The organism is Stenotrophomonas sp. YJH_SMC_12-1 (genome assembly GCF_059370935.1).
Genome location: NZ_JCAFUD010000005.1, coordinates 186,153 through 207,238, shown reverse-complemented (window position 1 = coordinate 207,238; position 21,086 = coordinate 186,153). Strand labels below are relative to the sequence as shown.

Here is a 21,086-nt window from a genome sequence, read left to right as displayed (position 1 = left end):
CCACATTGCCCGAACGCTCAATCGGTAAGGCCGGGCCCCTGCAGGCGGCGCTCGTGCTCGAGTTCCGCCGCCGACGGCCGGCAGGTGCCGGCGACCGCGTCGGCAGGCACCAGCCACCAGCGGCGACGATTGGAAATGCCCGCCATTTCGGCCTGCGCACGGTCAATGCAGGCCTGCATCGCATCTTCGTTCACCAGCAGCCAGCGGTGCTGCGGAACCAGCCGCTGCCAGCGCACGGCCGCCTGCAGCTGTTCATGCCAGCGGTTCTCGAATCCAAAGGTCGCCGCGCGGCGGTCCGCCATCAGCAGATTCTGTTCCTTCCAGGCCACCAGCCCCAGTTCCGCGCCTGGCCCGAGACGCGCGCCGACGTCACGCATCAGACCACGCGCAGAGCTTGAATCATTCAGCAACGGGTAACCGAACAGGCCGTAGAGCACCCAGGCCACGGCCAGGGTCGATAGCAGCGCCAGGTGGCTTCGACGCCAGCCGGTCACCACCAGGCTCAAGCCACCCCAGAGCCCCATCGCCAAGATCGTCCACGCCAGTGCATCGGTCGCGCCGGGCGGCAATCCGCGTCCATGGGCAAGGTTCACCTCGAAGCGCGGATCACCCAGCAACGCGAGCGCCCCGACCAGGCTCAATCCCAGTGCCAGCAACGCGGCAAACCCTCCCAGCACGCGCTGCACATCGCGCCGCTTCAGCAGCCCGGGCAGCAGCGGCGCCAGCGCCAGGCAGAACATCGGCAGCGCCGGCAGGATGTAGACATCACGCTTGCCCTGGGGAATCGAGAAGAACAGCACGACCAGCAACCACCAGGCCAGCGGCAGCAGGTAGCGTGGATCGCGGCGGCACAGGCGCCGCCGCCACGCCGGGATCGCCCATGGCAGCGCCAGGAACGCGGGTATCCACATCGTTGGCATGACACCGAAGAAGTACCACCACGGCTGGTGATGGTCCCAGGACTGCGTGTAGCGGCGGGCCGTCTGCCGCACCAGGATGTCGTTGATGTAGCCGCGGTACTCGTCCGATCCGGTGCCCAGCGCGGCCAGCAGCATCGGCGCCAGCCACAGCGATATCGCCAGCAGGAAGGCCAGCGGTGCCAGCCAGAAGCGGCCATCGCGTGCGTGCAGGGAAACGCGGGGCCACTGCAGGGCTGCAGCGATGGCCGCCGGCACGATCATCAGCAGCGCCAGCATGCCCACGCCCTTGGTGATCACCCCGATACCGGCAAAGAACCAGCCCAGCCACCACCAGCGCCAGGCCGGGCCCAGCAGCAGGTGGCGCAGCAGGCCATAGTTGGCCAGGGTGATGAACAGCACCAGCAGCGGATCGATCTGCGCCTTTTTCGCCTGGAAGGTGAACTGCAGCGCGAACAGCAGTGCCCACCCTGCGCAGAGCCCGACCTGCCGCGTCCACAGCCGGCGCCCCAGATCGACCACGCACCACAGCGTGCCCAATGCGGCCAGCAGCGAGGGCAGCAGGAAGGCCACGCGCCAGTGGCCAACCAGGCCATACAGCGAGGCCTGCCACCACATCAGCATCGGCGGCTTGTCCGAATACAGCTCGGTACCGCGATGCGGGAACAACCAATAACCGCTGTCGACCATCTGCCTGGCCACCAGCGCGAAGCGTGGTTCGTCAGAGGGCCACGGATCGCGGAGACCGAGCCCGGCCCCCAGCACCAGCAGGGCCACCACCACGAACAACCACGTCTGGCGCGACGCGTGGGTCTTCAGCATGGGACTCGAAACGGCAGCGGGGGTCAGGCTGCTTTTATCAGACGCGCGTAGAAGAAACCGTCAGCATCGTTGTCACCAGGCAGTCGCTGGCGTGCCACGCCTTCGCAATCCACGCCGAACGCATCGCCCAGCGGCTGCGCCACCGCGTCCGGATGCCACTTCAGGAACGCACGCACCTGATCGATGTTCTCGGCGCGCAGGATCGAGCAGGTGGCGTACAGCAGCACGCCGCCGGGGCGCAGCATCGACCAGCAGGCTTCCAGCAGGCGCGCCTGCACGCCCACCAGTGCATCGACGTCCTCGGCGCGACGGTGGAACATCACATCCGGCTGGCGGCGGATCACGCCCGTGGCCGAACATGGCGCATCCAGCAGGATCGCGTCGAACGGCACGCCGTCCCACCACGAACCGGGATCGCTGGCATCGGCGACCAGGGTCTGCACATGCTCGCCCACACCGGTGCGGGTGTAAGTGTCACGTGCCCGGGCCAGACGGCGCGCGTCGATATCCAGCGCCAGCAGGCGCAGGCTCGGATCACGCTCCAGCAGATGCGCCGATTTGCCGCCGGGTGCCGCGCAGGCATCCAGCACGCGGGCACCGGTCGCGGGTGCCAACGCATCGGCCGCGCATTGCGCCGACAGGTCCTGCACCGACAGTGCACCATCGCCGAAGCCCGGCAGCTGGTTCACAGCAACGGGGGTCGCCAGGCGCAACGCATCGGCGCACAGTGCAGTGGCTTCAGCGGCAATGCCGGCCTCGGCCAGCGTCGCCAGGGCCTTGTCGCGACCGCCGTGCTGGCGGTTGGCACGCAGCCACAAGGGCGCTGGTTGCAGGCTGGCGCTGAAGATCGCTTCGGCCTGCGCCGGCCAGTCGCGTTCGATGGCATCAGCCAACCATTCCGGGAAGGCGTCGCGCGCAGGCTGCTCGGGGAACCCCTCGCGCTGGGCGCGGCGCAGGATCGCGTTGACCAGGCCTGCCTGGCGCTCACGGCCCAGCGCACGCGCCGCATCGACCGTAGCCGAAAGCGCTGCGTGCGCAGGCAGTTCGAGCACGTCCAGCTGGGCGAAACCGACCATCAGCAGCGTGCGCAGGTCGGCATCGCGCGCCGACAGCGGCTTCTGCATCCAGGCCTGCAAGGCCGCGTCATAGGTGCTGCGACGGCGCAGCACAGCGAAACACAGGGCTTCCAGCAGCGCGCGGTCGCGGCTGTCGGCCAGCTTCGGCAGCGCCCATGCCAGTTCGGCCTTCAGCGAACGGCCACGGGTGAACACCTGTGCCAGCACGCGTGCGGCCAGCATGCGCGTGGCCGCGCCCGGTGCCGCCTTGGCGACGGAGAAATCGTTCTGCTTGGACACCGCTTATGCCCCCACGCGCAGGTCGCGGCGAGCGTTGAGGTAATCGGCAGCGGTGATCGCCTTGCCGCCTTCACGCTGCAGCACGCGCAGGCGCAGCGCGCCCTGGCCACAGGCAATGTCGATGCCGTCGCGGCCGGCGGCCAGCACGGTGCCCGGCGCCTGGCCGTGGTCTGCCTCCAGTGCCACCGCACCATGGATGCGCACGCGTTCGCCAGCCAGCGTTGCCTCGGCGATCGGCCACGGATTGAACGCGCGCACGGTACGCGCCAGCGCGTCGGCGTCCTGCGCCCAGTCCAGCCTGGCTTCGGCCTTGTCCAGCTTGTGCGCGTACGTCACGCCCTGTTCCGGCTGCGGTCGCGCGATCGGCTTGATGCCCGCGCGCAGCAGGCCCAGGCCATCGGACAACACCTGGGCACCAAGCTCGGCCAGCTTGTCGTGCAGCTGGCCGCCGGTATCGGTGGCGGCGATCGGCAGCTCCTGGTGCAGCAGCACCGGGCCGGTATCCAGGCCAGCCTCCATCTGCATCAGGCACACCCCGGTCTTCGCGTCACCAGCCTGGATCGCACGCTGGATCGGCGCAGCGCCGCGCCAGCGCGGCAGCAGCGAGGCATGCACGTTCCAGCAACCATGGGTCGGGATGGCCAGTACTGCCTTGGGCAGGATCAGGCCATAGGCCACCACCACCATCAGGTCCGGCTGCAGGTCGCGCAACTGCTGCTGGGCGGCCGCGTCCTTCAGCGACTCCGGCTGGTAGACCGGAATGCCACGGGCCACGGCTTCGAGCTTGACCGGCGAAGGCGCCAGGCCACGGCCTCGGCCGGCCGGGCGATCAGGCTGGGTATAGACGGCCACGACCTCATGGTGGCGCGCAGCCGCGCGCAGCGACGACACCGCGAATTCCGGCGTACCGGCAAAGACAATCCTCATGGCTACCCCACTTGCAGGATGGATTCGTGCAGGAAAGAAAACGGCGCCGTCGGCCGGCGCCGTAGAGCCCGCGCGAGCCGCGCAGGCACGGGCCACCCGAAGGGTGGCCCGGATTGGCGATCACGCCACGTGCTTGCGCTGCTTGGCCAGCTTCTTGCGCACCATCTCGCGCTTGAGCGGCGACAGATAGTCGATGAACAGCTTGCCGTCCAGGTGATCCATCTCGTGCTGGATGCAGGTGGCCAGCACGTCACCAGCCTCCATCTGCTGTTCCTGGCCGTTGCGATCCAGGTACTTCACGGTGATGGTGTCGGCACGGGTCACGTCGGCGAAGATGCCCGGAACCGACAGGCAGCCCTCCTGGTACACCCGGCCCCCGTCCTTGGCGACGATTTCCGGATTGATGAACACATGCGGTTCATTCTTTTCTTCGCTGACGTCGATGACCATGAAGCGCTTGTGCACGTCCACCTGGGTGGCGGCCAGGCCGATGCCCGGGGCGTCGTACATGGTCAGGAACATGTTGTCGATCAGTTCCTGGAAGGCCGGCGTGGTGACTTCGGCAGCTTCGATCAACGCGGCCTTGGTACGCAGGCGCGGATCGGGGAACTCGAGAATGGGGAGAAGGGCCATGGCTGTTTCCGGATAGGGGGCCGGCACGCCGGCATACGTCGCAGATTCTAGCTCCAACGCTTGCCTTGCGCCCCGGTTTCTGGACTATAGTGCGCGGACCTGTTGGGGAATCAGGGCTTCACACCTATGTTGCTTCGTTTTCGTACGGTCGTCGCCGCGGCGATGCTGACCGTGGCTGCCTATGCTACCGCCGTGGAAGTGAATGGCGGGCACCCGGACACCTATGTGGTCCGAAAAGGGGATACGTTGTGGGATATCGCCGCACGTTTCCTGCAGAAGCCGTGGCTGTGGCCGGAGATCTGGCAGGCCAATCCGCAGATCGCCAATCCGCACCTGATCTATCCCGGTGACGTCCTGAGCCTGGCCTACCTGGACCGGGTGACCGTGGCGGCCCGGCCCGGCCCACGCCAGGAGGCCCCGATCGACGCCATTCCGCTGGCCCAGGTCGAGCCGTTCCTGAAGCAGCTGAGCGTGGTCGACAGCATCGAGCAGCTGCCCTACGTGGCCGGCCTGGAAGAGGAACGCCTGCGTGCCACCAGCGGCCACGCCGTCTATGTGCGCCTGGCCGACGCCCAGGTGGGCCAGCGCTGGGCGGTTGTCCGCCCGACCGTGCGCTACGCCCAGCCCAAGCCGACCGAGGACCTGACCGCCAACGGCGACGTCACCCCGGGCAGCGGCAACCTGTGGCGCGCCTACAGCGCCCCCAACCACCGCCGCGGCGTGCTCGGCTATGAGCTGGCCCAGGTCGCCACCGGCACCATCACCCATGTCGCCGGAGGCAAGGTCGAGGCGTCCACCCTGGTACTGGACAAGAACGAAGGCGGCCGCGAGGTGCGTGCCGGCGACCGCCTGGTGCCGATCGAGGCCAGGCCGTACGACCTGCAGTTCGTGCCCCATGTCCCCGCCGCAGGCGTCGAGGGCGTCGACGTACGCGTGCTGGCCGTCACCGACATGTTCACCGCCGGCGGCCCCCGCGACGTGATCGCGATCTCGGCTGGTCGCACGCAGGGCGTGGACAATGGAACCGTGTTCTCGCTGTGGCGCCCGGGCCGCCATGTGGCGCACCGCATGAAGTACCCGAACTCGTCGCGCACGGACGATTCGCTCAGCACCGGCGCCGGCCGGGTCTCGCTGCCGGACGAGTACGCGGCGCATGCCATGGTGTTCCGCACCTTCGACAATGTCAGCTACGCGCTGGTGATGCAGGGCGTGAAGCCGGTGCGCGTGGGGTACAACGCGCTGCACCCGGACGCGCGGTAGTCGACTGACAGTCGACTGCTCTTCACCGCCCCGAAAGCGCCCGCGCTGCGCGCGGTAGTCGAGTGACAGTCGACTCTACAGGGGCGGTCTCCGGCAAAGTCTGACAGCCACATGCGAAGGCGCCCTAGGGCGCCTTTGTTGCATGCGCTCGATAGTGGGGAATGACCAAGCAAGCTGATGAGGCGCTGCTGCGCCTGGTGATGGCAGGCGGCGCGCTGGCGCCACGGCGGACCCTGCTGCAGGCCGCGGGCAGCGCGGAGACCGCGATCGCGCAGGGCGCCGCGAACTGGCGCGCGCACGGTTGCACGCCAGAGCAGTGCGCTGCACTGGAACACCCCGACGCCCGCGCCTGGACCGTGGCACGGCACTGGCTGGAAGACGACGACCACCATCTGCTGTCCTTCGCCGATGCGGCCTTTCCGCCGCCCCTGCTGGACGTCCCGAACCCGCCACTGGCGCTGTTCGTGGCGGGCGATCCGAGCCTGGCCTGGCGCCCCTCGGTGGCGCTGGTCGGCAGCCGCTCGCCAACCCCGGGAGGACGCGCGCTGGCCGCGCGCTTTGCCGGCTGCTTCGTCGAGGCCGGACTGGCCGTAACCAGTGGCCTGGCGGCCGGCATCGACGCGGCCGCCCACCTGGCCACACTGGAGGCAGGCGGCTGCACCGTGGCGGTGATCGGAACCGGCCCTGATCGGGCCTATCCGAACAGCCACCAACGGTTGCAGGGGCGGATCGCCGCCGAGGGCGCGGTGCTCAGCGAGTACCCGCCCGGCACACCGGCACGCCCGGGCCACTTCCCCGCGCGCAACCGCCTGGTGGCCGGGCTGGCGCTGGCGACGGTGGTGGTCGAGGCCGCGCAACGCTCCGGCGCCCTGATCACCGCACGGCTGGCTGCCGAGGCGGGCCGTGAAGTCTGTGCCCTGCCCGGCTCGGTACTCAACCCACGCGCAGCGGGCTGCCACCGGCTGATCCGTGAAGGGGCCGCACTGGTCGAGCGCCCCGAGGAAGTGCTGGAACTGCTGGCCCCTGCCCTTCGCCAGCAGCTGCCGGGCTTGCAATCACGGCTGGGCACCCCCACTGAACAGGCACCGCCGGCGCTCCTGCCGGCGCGCTGGGCCGACGACCCTGACTACCAGTGCTTGTGGCGGGCCCTGGACCACGACCCAAGCAGTATGGATTCACTGATCACACGCTGTGCATTGACGGCGCCCCAGGTGTCCTCCATGCTGCTGGCCATGGAACTGGCGGGAATCGTGGTGTGCGTACACGGCCGCTACTGTCGAACTCCCTAGTTTCTTCACCTCCACAGCGTCGCGCGACGCAGGCCGAGGGGCAATGAAAGAGAGCATCCTGGACGTACTGCTGTACCTGTTTGAACACTATTTCAGCGAAGACGCGGACCTGATCCGTGACCGCGATTCGCTCCAGAACGGCCTGATCCAGGCCGGTTTCAGCCCAACCGAGATCAACAAGGCGTTCGACTGGCTCGACGCCCTGGCCGCGCAGCGGCCGAGCGTGGCCCAGGCACGGGTCGACGGCCCCGTGCGCGTCTACCACGGCCCCGAGCTGGACAAGCTGGACGTGGAATGCCGCGGCTTCCTGCTGTACCTGGAACAGCACGGCATCCTCGACGCCGACCAGCGCGAGCTGGTGCTGGACCGGGCGATGGCCCTGGACCAGGACGAACTGGACCTGGACGACCTGAAGTGGGTCGTACTGATGGTGCTGTTCAACCAGCCTGGCTCCGAAGCGGCCTATGCCTGGATGGAGACGCAGATGTTCATGGACGAGCCAGAACCCCTGCACTGACCGTACACTTGGGGGCATAGCGCATTCAGGAGCGTCCCCGTGAGCGAGTGGTTCCATGCAGAAGGCAACCGGCAGCAAGGTCCGCTGCCGGCGGAACAATTGGTCGAGCTGTTCCGCAACAACCAGATCACCCTGGACACCCTGGTCTGGCGCGACGGACTGCCGCAATGGCAGCCGTTGCGCACCGTCGTGGACGAACTCGGCCTGATCGTGCCGGCGCTGGACGCCGCCGTACCGCCGGTCGAACCCGAACCGGAACCGGAACCGGAACCCGTCGCACCGCCTCCGCCGCAGCCGCCGGTACTGCCGGCGTCCACGCCCTACGCCGCCAGTGCATCGGCCACCGTCCTGCCGGCACCGAAAAAGAAGCTGTCCGGCTGTGCGCTGACCGCCATCATCGGTGGTGCCCTGTTGCTGGTACTGGTCCCGATCGTGGCCATCCTGGCCGCCATCGCGCTGCCGGCCTACAACGACTACACCGTGCGCAGCAAAGTCACCGGCGCCGTGGCCGCGCTGCAGCCGCTGAAGGACCAGGTGCAGCATTTCGCCGATGACGAAGGCCGCTGCCCGGGTGCCAATGACGCCGGCTTCCCGGCCCCGGGCGACTTCGCCAACGCGGGCCTGTCGGCGGTGAACATCGGCCGCTTCAACAACGGTCACTGCGGCATCGAAGCAACGCTGGCGGTACCAGGCAAGGGCATCGACGGCGACCTGCTGTGGCTGGAATACGATCGCGACAGCGGCCGCTGGGAATGCAGTGGCGAAAGCAACGACAAGTACCTGCCGCCGACGTGCCGCGGCTGAGCCACGCGCACGCCAGCACCTCCAAGGATGATTCAACAGGGAACATGCAATGACTGAGTGGTACTACGCCGAAGGACAGCAACGCCAGGGCCCGCTGCCGGTCCAGGAGATCCGCCAGCGCTTCCAGCGCGGCCAGTTGAACCTGGACACCCTGGTCTGGCGCGAGGGCATGGCCCAGTGGGCTGCACTGCGCCAGGTGGTCGACGAGCTCGGCCTGCAGACGCTGGCCGATGCCAGCACCGCCACCAGCAGCGGCGGGTTCGACCTGCGCAGCGACTATGCCGCCATCGACAGCGGCACCGCACCGCTGCCCGGCACCGGCGCGCTCAGCAGCTCGCCATACAGCGCTCCAGCCGCCGTCGGCAGCGGTGGCCACGCACAGCCTGTGGTTGGCGGTGAAGTGGTCTACGCAGGCTTCTGGAAGCGCGTGGCGGCCTACATGATCGACTACTTCGTGCTGGTCATCCCCGGCAGCATGATAGGAGCCATCCTCGGTGCGATCCTGGGCGCCAGCATGGGCGCGGTGGGCAGTGGCGAATCAGCCATCGAGATCGTGGCCCAGCTGGCCAGTGCCCTGATCAACCTCTGCATCGGCATGGCGTACTACACCTGGTTCCATGCCTCGAAGGGCGGCGCCACGCTGGGCAAGATGGCGGTCGGCATCAAGGTCGTTCGCGGCAACGGCGAGCGCCTGACCAAGGCCCGCGCGTTCGGTCGTTACTGGGCCATGCTGCTGAGCAGCTTCACCCTCGGCATCGGCTTCCTGATGGCGGCCTTCACCGAACGCAAGCAGGGCCTGCACGACATGATCTGCGACACTCTGGTGGTCGACCGCTGGGCCTACACCGACCAGCCCCACCTGCAGCGCCGCGAGCTGGGCACCGTCACCGTGCTGGTACTGGTGTTGACGGCGGTACTGTCGCTGGTGGGCCTGGCGCTGCTGGTGTTCGCGGTCGGCTTCATCGCCAAGATGGCCTCCTGAACGGCCATCCTCACGGCTGGCTGCTTGACACGGACTGGCCGGGCGTGATTCCTCTAATAAGGTGAAACCTGAACGCCCGGCACATTACCGGGCGTTCAGTTTATGGATTTGCGCGTGGCCGCTTCACTAATGCGGCCATTTGCTCCACCCTAGCGGCCCCTTCCCCACGGTTCGCCCCACAGACCCTGCTGCCATGCCCAAGCACCTGCTCATCGTCGAATCGCCGGCCAAGGCCAAGACGATCAACAAATACCTCGGCAAGGACTACACCGTCCTGGCCTCGTATGGGCATGTGCGTGACCTGATTCCGAAGGAAGGCGCGGTCGACCCGGACAACGGGTTCGCCATGCACTACGACGTGATCGACAAGAACGAGAAGCACGTCGACGCGATCGCCAAGGCCGCCAAGGGCGCCGACGACATCCTGCTGGCGACCGACCCGGATCGCGAGGGTGAAGCGATCAGCTGGCATATCGCCGAGATCCTGAAGGAACGCGGGCTGGTCAAGGACAAGCCCATGCAGCGCGTGGTGTTCACCGAGATCACCCCGCGCGCCATCAAGGAAGCCATCAGCCAGCCGCGCGCGATCGCCAGCGACCTGGTCGATGCCCAGCAGGCGCGCCGCGCGCTGGATTACCTGGTCGGTTTCAACCTGTCGCCGGTGCTGTGGCGCAAGGTCCAGCGCGGCCTGTCCGCCGGCCGCGTGCAGAGCCCGGCGCTGCGCATGATCGTCGAGCGCGAGGAAGAGATCGAAGCCTTCATCGCCCGCGAGTACTGGTCGATCGCCGCCGAGTGCGCGCACCCGTCGCAGCACTTCAACGCCAAGCTGATCAAGCTGGACGGGCAGAAGTTCGAGCAGTTCACCATCACCGATGGCGACACCGCTGAAGCGGCGCGGATGCGCATCCAGCAGGCCGCGCAGGGCTCGCTGCACGTCACCGACGTGGCCAGCAAAGAGCGCAAGCGCCGCCCGGCGCCGCCGTTCACCACCTCCACCCTGCAGCAGGAAGCCTCGCGCAAGCTCGGCTTCACCACCCGCAAGACCATGCAGGTGGCGCAGAAGCTGTATGAAGGCGTGGCGATTGGTGACGAAGGCACCGTCGGCCTGATCTCGTACATGCGTACCGACTCGGTGAACCTGTCGCAGGATGCGCTGGCCGAGATCCGCGACGTGATCGCCCGTGATTACGGCATCGCCTCGCTGCCCGACCAGCCCAACACCTACCAGACCAAGTCGAAGAACGCCCAGGAGGCGCACGAAGCGGTACGCCCGACCTCGGCCCTGCGCACCCCGGCCCAGGTCGCACGCTTCCTCACCGACGACGAGCGCCGCCTGTACGAGCTGATCTGGAAGCGTGCAGTGGCCTGTCAGATGATTCCGGCCACGCTCAACACGGTCAGCGTCGACCTGTCGGCCGGCAGCGAGCACGTGTTCCGTGCCAGCGGCACCACCGTGGTCGTGCCCGGCTTCCTGGCCGTGTACGAGGAAGGCAAGGACAACAAGAGTGCCGAGGACGAGGACGAAGGCCGCAAGCTGCCGGCGATGAAGCCCGGCGACCGCGTGCCGCTGGAACGCATCCAGGCCGAACAGCATTTCACCCAGCCGCCACCGCGCTACACCGAAGCGGCGCTGGTGAAGGCGCTGGAAGAGTACGGCATCGGCCGTCCCTCGACCTACGCCTCGATCATCCAGACCCTGTTGTTCCGCAAGTACGTGGAAATGGAAGGGCGCAGCTTCCGCCCGTCCGATGTGGGGCGCGCGGTGTCCAAGTTCCTGTCCAGCCACTTCACCCAGTACGTGGATTACGACTTCACCGCCAAGCTTGAAGACGAGCTCGATGCCGTCTCGCGTGGCGAAGAAGACTGGATCCCGCTGATGTCGCGCTTCTGGGAACCGTTCAAGGAACTGGTCGAAGACAAGAAGGAATCGGTCGACCGCGCGGAGGCCAGTGGCGCGCGCGAGCTCGGCACCGACCCCAAGACCGGCAAGCCGGTCAGCGTGCGGTTGGGCCGTTTCGGGCCTTATGCCGCCATCGGCAGCACCGCCGAAGATGCCGAGGAGAAGCCGAAGTTCGCTTCGCTGCGCCCTGGCCAGTCGATGCACACCATTTCCCTGGAAGACGCGCTGGAGCTGTTCCTGATGCCGCGCGCACTGGGCGAGGACAACGGCGAGCCGGTCAGCGTCGGCATCGGCCGCTTCGGCCCGTTCGCCAAGCGCGGCAGCACCTATGCCTCGCTGAAGAAGGAGGACGACCCGTACACCATCGACCTGGCGCGCGCCGTGTTCCTGATCGAAGAGAAGGAAGAGATCGCGCGCAACCGGATCATCAAGGAGTTCGAGGGCAGCGACATCCAGGTGTTGAACGGCCGCTTCGGCCCGTACATCAGCGACGGCAGGATGAACGGCAAGATCCCCAAGGATCGCGAACCGGCGTCGCTGACCCTGGCTGAAGTGCAGCAGTTGATGGAAGAAACCGGCAAGCCGGTGCGCAAGGGCTTCGGTGCCAAGAAGGCCGCCGCGAAGAAAGCCCCGGCCAAGAAGGCGGCAGTGAAGAAGGAAGCGGCGCCGAAGAAGGCCGCTGCAAAGAAAGCGCCTGCCAAGAAGGCCGCGGCCAAGAAAGCAGTAAAGAAGGCCGCCGCGAAGAAGGCCCCGGCGAAGAAGGCCGCCGCAAAGAAGTAGATCCACGCCAAGCGTGGATGAGGGGCAGTGCCGGCCGCTGGCCGGCAACCCCAGAAGCATCAGATGCCGGCCAGCGGCCGGCACTACCGGGTGCCAGGGTCCACCCCTTCTGCACGCAGCAGGGGGATAATGAAGGCCCACGCCGGGCCGGTCGCCGCCATGAAAGAACTCACCCTGGACTCTGCTGTCGCCACGCTCCGCGCGGGCGGCGTGATCGCCTACCCGACCGAAGCGGTCTGGGGCCTGGGCTGTGACCCTTCGCACGAGGCGGCGGTGCACATGGTGCTGCGACTGAAACAGCGCCCGATCGAAAAAGGCATGATTCTGGTCGCGGCCGATCTGGCGCAGCTGGAAGGCTGGGTGCGCCTGCAGGCCCTGCCGGACGCACGCCAGCGCGCGGTGCTGGCCAGCTGGCCCGGCGCCAACACCTGGATCCTGCCGGCCGGACCCCGTGCCCAGCCGTGGGTCACCGGGGAGCACAGCGGCATCGCCGTGCGCATCAGCGCCCACCCGCTGGTGGCCGAACTCTGCCGTGCCTGGGGAGGCCCGCTGGTCTCCACCAGCGCCAACCTGGCCGGCGAACCACCGGCGCGCCGCCGCGAAGAACTGGATCCACGCCTGCTGCGCCTGCTTGATGGCATCCTGGATGGCGAAACCGGCGGCCTGGCCCAGCCCACCCCGATCCGCGACGCGCTCAGCGGCAACGTGCTGCGCTCCTGAGCGGCCGATTGCGCTGCCCCGGACAATCGCGCACCCTGCCGTCATGAACCTGCTGCGCACCGCTTTGGGCCTGTGCCTGCTGCTGCCATCGACGGCACCGGCGGCCGAGGACGTGCGGGTCTACCGCTGCGTCGCCAGCAACGGCGGCGTGGCCCTGCAGGACAGGCCCTGCAACAGCGGCCGCCAGGAAGTCCGCGACCTGCAGCGCCCGCGCGATCCAGCGCCGCAGGGGGTGCGCAGCGATGCGGCCCCCGCACCGCCGGACGAATCTCCGGTGATGCGTGACCGCGAGGTCCGCCACGTCTACATCCAGCCGCCGCAGCCGCTGTACGAATGCGTGCGCGACGATGGCCAGCGCTATACCAGCGACAGCAACGAGGGCAATCCGCGTTGGGTGCCGTTGTGGACCAGCGTCTGGCTGCCACACGGGCATCGGGGCCCATCGTACCCGGGTCCGCGCCCGGCCATCGGCACACCGATCGGTCCGCCCGTCGGCGAGGGCGCCGGTTACCGGCCGCCCGCCGTCGGCGTAGGCGTGCAGGTCCCGGCCGGCAGCGTGCTGGTGCGCGACAGCTGCCACGCGCTGCCGCCACAGGAGGTCTGTGCGCGCCTGCGCGACCGCCGCTGGGAACTGGACCGTCGCTACAACAGCGCATTGCAGAGCGAGCGCACCGCCATCAACAACGAACAGCGTGGCATCGACGCGCGCCTGTCACGCGACTGCCAGCGTTGAGCGCAGCCTGTACGCTGTGAGCATGAACAGACTGATCTGGTTGCTTCTGGCGCTGCTGCCCGGAAGCGCGTTGGCCGAAGAGGGCGTGATCTACCGCTGCACCTCCAGCAGTAGTGACGTCCCTACCCTGCAGCGCACGCCGTGCCCCACCGGCAGCAAGCAGCAGGTGCTGCGCGTGCCCGGCCCGGCCAACCCGCAGCCGGCTGCCGCTGCACCTGTGGCTGCGGAACCTGCACCCGCCCCCGTCGAAACACCCGCGCCGGTGCCAGCCGGACCGGCCGTTGCCCCTGCGGCCCCAGCGAAACCACGACGCGCGGACGAAGGACGCACCATCATGGAAGCGGGAATGGTTGAACGCGAAGGTGCCAACCAGATTCTCGACAGTGCGACCCTGCGCCGTGATGCCGATGCCCGTGCCGAAGCAGGCAACGGTCCACCGAAGCCGCCGCTTCCCCCGATCTTCCAGTGCACCGACGGACAGGGCGGTGGTTATCTGCACGAGTACGAGGCATCACCTGGTCGCTGCGAACCGATGACGGTGCAGGGCCTGGGCGGGGTCACGCCGATGAACGCGGCCGGCTGCGAAGTCGTACGCGACCGCTGCGAGGAACTTCCCGAAGCACAGCGATGCGGCAGCTGGCAGCAGCGCTTCCGTGATACCCGCGGCCGTGAACGCTTCGCCGCACCGGAAAACCGCGATACCGCGCGCGGTGAACGCGAGCGGCTGCAGGCGGTGTTGGAGGCCAGCAACTGCCCGGTACCGGGGTGACCGCCACCCGGTAGTGCCGGCCGCTGGCCGGCAACCACAGGATCTTCAGATGATTGCAGTTGCCGGCCAGCGGCCGGCACTACCCGCTGAAAGATCAGAACCCGTAACGCAGGAAGCCGCCATCCACCGCGATGCACTCACCGGTGACATAGCTGGCTGCCGGCAGGCAGAGGAAGCCCACCGCGGCGGCCACTTCCTCCGGCTCGCCGATACGACGCATCGGCGTGCGGTTGATCACTTCCTCGTAGTAATCCGGGTCCGACAACGGACCGGAGGTCCGCCGCGTGCGGATGTACCACGGCGCCACTGCATTGACCCGGATGCCATCCTCGGCCCACTCGACGGCCAGGTTGCGGGTCATCTGGTGCATCGCGGCCTTGCTCATGCCGTAGACCACGCCGCTGCGCACATGGGTCAGGCCGGACACGCTGCCGACGTTGACGATCGACGACGATGCGTGGCGAGCCAGCAGCGGATGCGCGTAGCGCGACAGCTCGAACGCCGAGAACAGGTTGGTCTCGAAGATCTTCCGCCATTCGTCCTCTGAATACTCCGTGGCCGCCTTGGTGACGTTGCCGCCAGCGTTGTTGACCAGGATGTGCAGGCCATCACTGTGGTCTTCTACCCAGTCCAGGATCTGCCGGCGGTCCTCGTCGTCGGAGACATCGGCGGCCAGCGCGTGCACCTGCATCTGCGGATACACATCCAGCAGCTCGTCGCGCGCGGTCTCCAGCATGTCGATATCGCGCCCGACGATCATCAGGTCCGCGCCGAAGCCGGCCAGTTCGTGTGCGATGGCCAGGCCGATACCGGCGCTGGCACCGGTGATCAGGGCGGTCTGCCCGTCCAGGCGCCACCGTTGCTGGGTCATGTGTCCTCCGGGGCCGCGCCCGCTGCATTTCGATGCGGCAAGGATACGCGCTCACGGCGGCCCTCTGCCGAGGATGCGACACTGCACGTACGCCCACTGCGGAGAGCCGCCATGCGCATCCCGACCCTGTTCTCGTCCCTGCTGGCCGGCGTGCTGCTGGTGGCCTGCCAGCGGCCGCCGACGCCGAACCCGGAGAAGCCACCGGTGCCCAAAGCGATGTCGCGTGCGATGCAGGAACCGCTGGACCGCGCCAAGGGCGCGCAGAAAGCAGTGGAAGAAGCCGCCGCACGCGAACGCAAGGCCGAGGCCGACGCGACGCAGTGACCTGTGGGGTCAGAGCCCTTTGCGGGGCAAAGGGATCCGACCCCCACCAACGAAAACGCCCGGCCAGGGCCGGGCGTTTTCATTCGTCACCGCTGCCGATCAGAACCCGCAGAAGCAGTAGGCCAGCGCCTTCACCGGCGTACCGTTGCCCTTCTCGCGCGCCGCGTTCTCGACAAAGCGCAGCTGCGTATCCACTTCCGGCATCGTGCGCGCCAGCACCATCCGCGCCATGCCCGAGTCAGACAGCATCCAGGCGCCGGCACGGCTGCCGGCGAAACCGCTGACAAACTGCGCGAACGGCGTTGCCGCCTTCTCGATGTAGCGCACGCGATAGGCATCGGCCTTGCCCAGCTTGGCGCGGCTGGCGGCATCGGCCACGGCATCCTTCAGGCCACCGAAGGCATCGACCAGGCCACGTTCCTTGGCCTGCGCACCGCTCCACACGCGGCCACGCGCCACTTCGTCGACGGCCTCGACCGGCTTCTTGCGGGCGTCGGCGACGCGACCGGTGAAGTCGGCGTAACCCTTGTTGATCACCGACTGGATGACCTGGCCCACGGCCGGATCCATCGGGCGGGTGACATCGAACGCACCCGCGAAACGTGTGGTGCCGACACCATCGGTGTGCACGCCGATCTTGTCCAGCGCGCGGCTGAAGTTCGGCACCATGCCGAAGATGCCGATCGAACCGGTGATGGTCGACGGATCGGCATAGATGCGATCGGCATTCATGCTGATCCAGTAGCCACCGGAGGCGGCCAGGTCGCCCATCGACACCACCACCGGCTTGCCGGCGGCCTGCAGGGCCACCACTTCGCGGCGGATCTGCTCGGAGGCGAACACTTCACCGCCCGGCGAATCCACGCGCAGCACCACCGCCTTCACGTTCTCGTCGTCACGCGCGGCACGCAGCAGCGCCGAGGTCGATTCGCCACCGATGCGGCCGGCCGGGAGATCGCCGCCGCTGATTTCGCCGGCGGCCACAACCACCGCTACCTGCGGACGGTTGTCCACCGGGTTGCGGCGCGCATCGAGCTGGCCCAGGTAGGTGCCGAAGTCGACGTTGCGGAAACCACCGTCGGCATCGTCATCGGCCACGCCGCGCTCGATCATCAGATCCTCGAACTCCTCGCGGGTCTTCAGCGCGGTCACCAGCTTCTGCTGCAGGGCGAACTTGGCCAGGTCGCCACCGGCGGCGGCGATGCCTTCCGGCAGCGTGTCGATGCCGGCGGCCAGCTGTGCCGGGTCCAGGCGACGCGCCTTGGCGATGTCCGCAAGATAGCGCTGCCACACGTCGTTCATCCAGAACAGGTCGGCTTCCTTGGAGGCCGGCGAGGCCGCATCGAGCACGTACGGCTCGGCCGCGGACTTGTACTCGCCCACCTTGAACAGGTGCACGTCCACGCCCAGCTTGTCCTGCAGGCCGGTGCGGAAGTACTGGCGGTAGCGGCCCAGGCCCTCGAGCACCACCGACCCCATCGGATCCAGGTAGACCTCGTCGGCCTGTGCGGCCAGCAGGTACTGCGACTGGCCCATGCTCTCGCTGTAGGCCACCAGCTGCTTGCCGGAGGCACGCAGGTCCTGCAGCGCGGTGGCCACTTCACGCAGCGAAGCGAAGCCGGACGGCTGCAGCTTGTCCAGCTCCAGCACCACGCGCTCGATCTTCTTGTCTTCCTTGGCCGACTCGATCACCCGCAGCAGGTCGCGCAGCTGGATCTCTTCGGCGCCGTTGTCGCCCACCGCCTTGGCCAGTGCGCGGCTGACCGGGTCGGCGCTGAACTGCTCGACCAGGCGACCTTCCGGGGCGATCACCAGGGTGGTGCGATCCTGCAGTGACTTGCTGGCACCGGCACCCATGCCCGCCGCGATGACGAACATCACCAGCAGCAGGAACAGCAGGCCGAAGAACAGCAGGTTGAGGATCAACCGGCGGGTGAAGTTCATGACGTCCCACAGCCCGATGAAGAAACTGGCGACGGGGTTGCGACGCGCCGGGGGCAGCGGGGGCACGGGTTGATTCATGGAACGCTCCGGATGGCTTCTTGCCGTGGTACCAGCATAGCCGGTGCCGCGTGATGCAGCATCGGACACAAGTCAGGGGATCGCCCGCCATGGGTCGGCATGGCGGGCGCAAAGGTCAGGACAACATCGACTGGCCGATGCGCAGGCTGCTGCGGCGCAGGCGCCAGCCCATCAGGATGGCAGCGGCGGTCAGGCCAACGATCAGGCCGATCCACATGCCCTGCGGGCCCATGCCCAGGCCCAGGCCGAGCCCGGCGCCGAGCGGCATGCCCAGGCCCCAGTACGCGAACATGGCGATGAACATCGGCACGCGGGTGTCTTTCAGGCCGCGCAGCGCGCCGGCCGACAGTACCTGGATGCCATCCGGGAACTGGAAGGTGGCCGCGTACAGCAGCAGCGTCGAGGCCAGGCCGGCCACCGCCAGGTCGTTGGTGTAGACACCGACGATGGCATCGTGGCCGAACAGCAGCACCGCCGCCGACAGCGTCTGCGTGCCCATGATGATCGCGTAGCCGGCCCAGGCCGCACGCCGTACGCCGAAGCCATCGCCACGGCCAACCGCATGGCCGACGCGCACGGTGGTGGCCTCGGCCACGCCCATCGGGATCATGAAGCACAGCTGCGCCACGTTGATCGCGATCTGGTGCGCGGCCGCTTCATTCGCACCCAGACGGCCGATCAGCAGCGCGGTGACGATGAACAGGCCGCCTTCCATCAGCACGGTAATGCCGATCGGCAGGCCGGTGCGCAGCAGGTCCCAGATCGCCTTCCAGCGCGGTCCTTCGAAGTGCGAGAACAGCTGCAGGTGGGCGAAGCGCTTGGTGCGCCACAGGTAGAGGGCAAACGCCGTGGCCTGCAGCCACATCATCACCGCCGAAGCGATGCCCAGGCCTTCCGCACCCAGTTCTGGGAAACCGAGCTTGCCGTTGGCCAGCACGTAGCCCATCGGCGCCAGCACCAGCAGGCCGCCGAAGCCGAGCAGCATGGTCGGCAACGTCCAGTGCATGCCTTCGCTCAGGTAACGCATGCAGAAGTACAGGGTCAGTGCGGGCCCGCCCCAGCGCACCGCGTGCAGGAACGCGGTCGCCCCCGGCACGATGTCCGGCGCGATCCCGAACGCTGGCAGCAGCGGCGGCACCACCGTGAGGAAGGTGAACATGATCAGGCCCAGGCCCAGCGCCAGCCACAACGCCTGGCGGAACAGCGGGCCGATTTCGCGCTCGCGGCCGGCGCCGTGCAGCTGCGATACCGAGGCGGTGAGCGAGATCAGGGTGCCGATCGGGATCAGCATCGGCAGCCACAACAGCGCCGTGCCGATGGTCACCGCGGCCAGGGTCGCGGTGGCGTGGTGGCCGGCAATGACGTTGTCGACGAAGGAGATCAGACCGGTGGACACATGCCCGAGCACAAGCGGCAGGGCGAGCAGACCGGTGGCGCCGACTTCCTTGCTGAAGCGCGGCGTGGAGGTTGCAGTAGACATAAGGTGCTTGACGCGAACTACGGTTGCGCGCGAAGGGCACAGGCACCGGGTTGCGGCCGGTCATCTTACGCGCGCAGCGCGCGCATTCCCATGACATGGCGTGAATGCTGGGTTCCGGCAGGCCTCGGCATCACGCGTTGCGATCGCGTTACGAACAGAAAAAGGGGACGGAGGGGATTAAGTCGTTTCAAGCCCGACTGTGCCGAACACGACTTAATCCCCTCCGTCCCCTTTGTTTACTGGCCGGCCTGGCGCTTGAGCCAGGCATCGCGCTCGGCGGCCGGCACGGCGAGGAACGCGCCTCGCACCGTGTCACGCTCCTGCGGTGGCGTGCGCTGCGCGACCAGGGTCAGCTGGGCCAGCTGCGCTGGGCTGAGCTGGCGCAGCACGGCCAGCGCGGCCTCGCGCTGTTCCGGTGGCACGAAGCCGAACAGGCCGTGCAGCTTGGGGAACTCCAGTCCCAGCTGCGGGCCCAGCCGCCAGCCCTCGCGGAAGGCCTGGTCCTGCGCCTGGAACTGCTCGCGCAGGCGCTGCTGCTGGTCCGCCGGCAGCGCATTGAACCGCGCCGCAGCCTGCCGGATGCGCTCCCGCTCGCTCTCCGGCAGGGCGCGCCAGGCCGCGTAGTCGGCACGGCGCTGACGCTGCTGCTGGGCGTCGAGCTGGGTGAACGCAGCGGGCGTCGTGTTTGTGGTGGCCGGAGCAGGAGCCGCCGGTGAACTGCCCGGCACTGGCGGCGGCAGCGGCACGCTCAAGGTCTGCGGCGCGGCGGACAGCGACAACGGCAGGGCCAGCAGCAGGCTGGCGAACAGGGTCTTATTCATCGGCGGCAGCGGTTTCCAGCGTGGCGCTGGCCGGCTCGGGCCGGCTCGGCCTGGATTGCGATTCGTCCACCGGCAACGGGCCGCCGGCGGCGGTCCAGGCATACAGATCGGCATCGGCCACCAGCGGATAGTCGCGGTCGGCCAGCATCATGGCGTCGTCGGAGGCTTGGGCCGGGGTCGCATCCGGCGTGGCATTGACCTTGCTCGGCGGAAGCGCTTCCACCGTGACCGGGCCAGCTTCGCCCACTACCCCTTCCGGCAGTGGAGCGTCGCTACCGGATGAATGTCCTTGCCAGTAGCGCCAGCCCAGTGCCGCGGCCAACAGCACCGCCACCGTCGCCAGCAGGATCACCGGGCCGCGCCAGCGCGGCCTGGCATTGGGACGCCGCCGCTTGCCCTGGGCGGCCGCACGATCATCGCGCTGCGGTGCGCGCCAGCTGGTCGCGGGAGCTTCATTGCTGGCGGCCGGCGCAGCCGGCTGCTGCAGCTGCTGCAGGCGCTTGGCCGGCAGGTCGCGGATGCGCAGCTGCACCTGTTCGGCCAGCTGGCGCCATGCCGACGCATCGGGCTGGCCGTGCGCATCACGGGGGCAGGCATCGGCCAGCAGGTGCTGGTAGCCCGCTTCGTCCTGGTCGAGCACGCGCATGGCGATACCCTCGTCCAGACTGCCGCCCACCCGCAGCAGGAGTGCCAAGCGCGGCAGCGGCCCCATTTCGCCCAGCGCGGCCAACGGCGGCAGCCACTGGCCGCCCACCGGCTCGCGCAGCGCCTGGCGCTGGCCCAGCAGGGTCCAGAAGCGGATCGGCCACTGCGCCATCGGCAGGTCGCTGGCGACCGCGGCGAAGGCGCGCATCACCGCCACCAGCGTCTGCTCGGCTCGCGCGGCATCGCCGCACTGCAGCTCAGCCACCACCAGGGCGCGGCGCTCGACGCCGCGCAGGAACGCCGACAGCGCGCCGGCCGCGGTCGAGGAAACAGGGGCGGGCACAGCCGTCATCGGTCACTCCAAAGGTCTGCCGGCATGATAGCGGCAGCCCATCGGCACCCGTAGGACTTGCGCGCGCAGGCACTTCGTGCTGCAGGTTGTGCACAGCACCACGCCCACCTCGGGGAAAACTGCGGCATCCAGCTGAATTCACTCTGTTTCAGCAATGTTTCAC

At 68.2% G+C, this 21,086-nt stretch carries 19 protein-coding genes; 10 read left to right on the top strand and 9 right to left on the bottom strand.

What is annotated here, in order from left to right:
* Positions 1-17 precede the first annotated feature (17 nt).
* The 4 genes from AC5P8Y_RS11275 to def form a co-directional block, all read right to left on the bottom strand.
* Positions 18-1,739 (bottom strand): ArnT family glycosyltransferase, encoded by a 1,722-nt coding sequence (locus tag AC5P8Y_RS11275; protein WP_033834008.1) that lies wholly within the window; start codon positions 1,737-1,739, stop codon positions 18-20.
* Between the two features lie 23 nt (positions 1,740-1,762).
* Positions 1,763-3,094: a 16S rRNA (cytosine(967)-C(5))-methyltransferase RsmB gene (rsmB, locus tag AC5P8Y_RS11270; RefSeq protein ID WP_049430216.1), complete on the bottom strand. Its 1,332-nt coding sequence runs from the start codon at positions 3,092-3,094 to the stop codon at positions 1,763-1,765.
* Between the two features lie 3 nt (positions 3,095-3,097).
* Complete coding sequence (fmt, locus tag AC5P8Y_RS11265) at positions 3,098-4,021, bottom strand: methionyl-tRNA formyltransferase (protein ID WP_024957899.1); 924 nt, start codon at positions 4,019-4,021, stop codon at positions 3,098-3,100.
* A gap of 120 nt (positions 4,022-4,141) precedes the next feature.
* Positions 4,142-4,654, bottom strand: coding sequence for a peptide deformylase (def, locus tag AC5P8Y_RS11260; RefSeq protein WP_005411192.1), 513 nt, complete (start codon positions 4,652-4,654; stop codon positions 4,142-4,144).
* 126 nt (positions 4,655-4,780) lie between these two features.
* On the opposite strand from def, the gene AC5P8Y_RS11255 reads away from it, so the two are divergent.
* From AC5P8Y_RS11255 to AC5P8Y_RS11215, 9 genes are all read left to right on the top strand, one after another.
* Positions 4,781-5,914: a LysM peptidoglycan-binding domain-containing protein gene (locus AC5P8Y_RS11255; protein ID WP_005414604.1), complete on the top strand. Its 1,134-nt coding sequence runs from the start codon at positions 4,781-4,783 to the stop codon at positions 5,912-5,914.
* 161 nt (positions 5,915-6,075) lie between these two features.
* Positions 6,076-7,203, top strand: coding sequence for a DNA-processing protein DprA (gene dprA / locus AC5P8Y_RS11250; RefSeq protein WP_111108298.1), 1,128 nt, complete (start codon positions 6,076-6,078; stop codon positions 7,201-7,203).
* Between the two features lie 43 nt (positions 7,204-7,246).
* Positions 7,247-7,720, top strand: coding sequence for a DUF494 family protein (locus AC5P8Y_RS11245; RefSeq protein WP_005411195.1), 474 nt, complete (start codon positions 7,247-7,249; stop codon positions 7,718-7,720).
* Positions 7,721-7,759: 39 nt separating this feature from the next.
* A complete protein-coding gene (locus tag AC5P8Y_RS11240) occupies positions 7,760-8,524 on the top strand; it encodes a pilin (protein WP_049402282.1) in 765 nt (254 codons plus the stop codon).
* Positions 8,525-8,573: 49 nt separating this feature from the next.
* Entirely contained in the window at positions 8,574-9,506 is a 933-nt protein-coding gene (locus AC5P8Y_RS11235) for an RDD family protein (protein ID WP_049402281.1), read from the top strand.
* A 193-nt stretch (positions 9,507-9,699) separates the two neighbouring features.
* Positions 9,700-12,186: a DNA topoisomerase I gene (locus AC5P8Y_RS11230; RefSeq protein WP_005414607.1), complete on the top strand. Its 2,487-nt coding sequence runs from the start codon at positions 9,700-9,702 to the stop codon at positions 12,184-12,186.
* A 129-nt stretch (positions 12,187-12,315) separates the two neighbouring features.
* The gene (gene tsaC / locus AC5P8Y_RS11225) at positions 12,316-12,906 is read left to right on the top strand and encodes an L-threonylcarbamoyladenylate synthase type 1 TsaC (protein ID WP_005411199.1); all 591 of its coding nucleotides are present in this window, start codon (positions 12,316-12,318) and stop codon (positions 12,904-12,906) included.
* A gap of 43 nt (positions 12,907-12,949) precedes the next feature.
* Entirely contained in the window at positions 12,950-13,639 is a 690-nt protein-coding gene (locus AC5P8Y_RS11220) for a DUF4124 domain-containing protein (RefSeq protein ID WP_049402280.1), read from the top strand.
* A 22-nt stretch (positions 13,640-13,661) separates the two neighbouring features.
* A complete protein-coding gene (locus AC5P8Y_RS11215) occupies positions 13,662-14,408 on the top strand; it encodes a hypothetical protein (RefSeq protein ID WP_049402279.1) in 747 nt (248 codons plus the stop codon).
* A gap of 94 nt (positions 14,409-14,502) precedes the next feature.
* Here the strand turns inward: AC5P8Y_RS11215 and AC5P8Y_RS11210 are convergent, their stop codons facing one another.
* Positions 14,503-15,279: an SDR family oxidoreductase gene (locus tag AC5P8Y_RS11210; protein WP_005411202.1), complete on the bottom strand. Its 777-nt coding sequence runs from the start codon at positions 15,277-15,279 to the stop codon at positions 14,503-14,505.
* 111 nt (positions 15,280-15,390) lie between these two features.
* Between AC5P8Y_RS11210 and AC5P8Y_RS11205 the strand changes: the two genes are divergently transcribed.
* A complete protein-coding gene (locus AC5P8Y_RS11205) occupies positions 15,391-15,603 on the top strand; it encodes a hypothetical protein (protein ID WP_033835254.1) in 213 nt (70 codons plus the stop codon).
* Positions 15,604-15,702: 99 nt separating this feature from the next.
* Here AC5P8Y_RS11205 and sppA read toward each other — a convergent pair whose 3' ends face one another.
* The 4 genes from sppA to AC5P8Y_RS11185 form a co-directional block, all read right to left on the bottom strand.
* A complete protein-coding gene (sppA, locus tag AC5P8Y_RS11200) occupies positions 15,703-17,625 on the bottom strand; it encodes a signal peptide peptidase SppA (protein ID WP_005411204.1) in 1,923 nt (640 codons plus the stop codon).
* Positions 17,626-17,740: 115 nt separating this feature from the next.
* A complete protein-coding gene (locus AC5P8Y_RS11195) occupies positions 17,741-19,105 on the bottom strand; it encodes an MATE family efflux transporter (protein ID WP_005411205.1) in 1,365 nt (454 codons plus the stop codon).
* Positions 19,106-19,341: 236 nt separating this feature from the next.
* On the bottom strand, positions 19,342-19,926 hold the full coding sequence (locus AC5P8Y_RS11190; RefSeq protein WP_005414612.1) for a DUF3106 domain-containing protein: 585 nt from the start codon (positions 19,924-19,926) through the stop codon (positions 19,342-19,344).
* On the bottom strand, positions 19,919-20,923 hold the full coding sequence (locus AC5P8Y_RS11185) for a hypothetical protein (protein ID WP_049402278.1): 1,005 nt from the start codon (positions 20,921-20,923) through the stop codon (positions 19,919-19,921). The genes AC5P8Y_RS11190 and AC5P8Y_RS11185 overlap by 8 nt, the downstream gene beginning before the upstream one ends.
* Positions 20,924-21,086 lie beyond the last annotated feature (163 nt).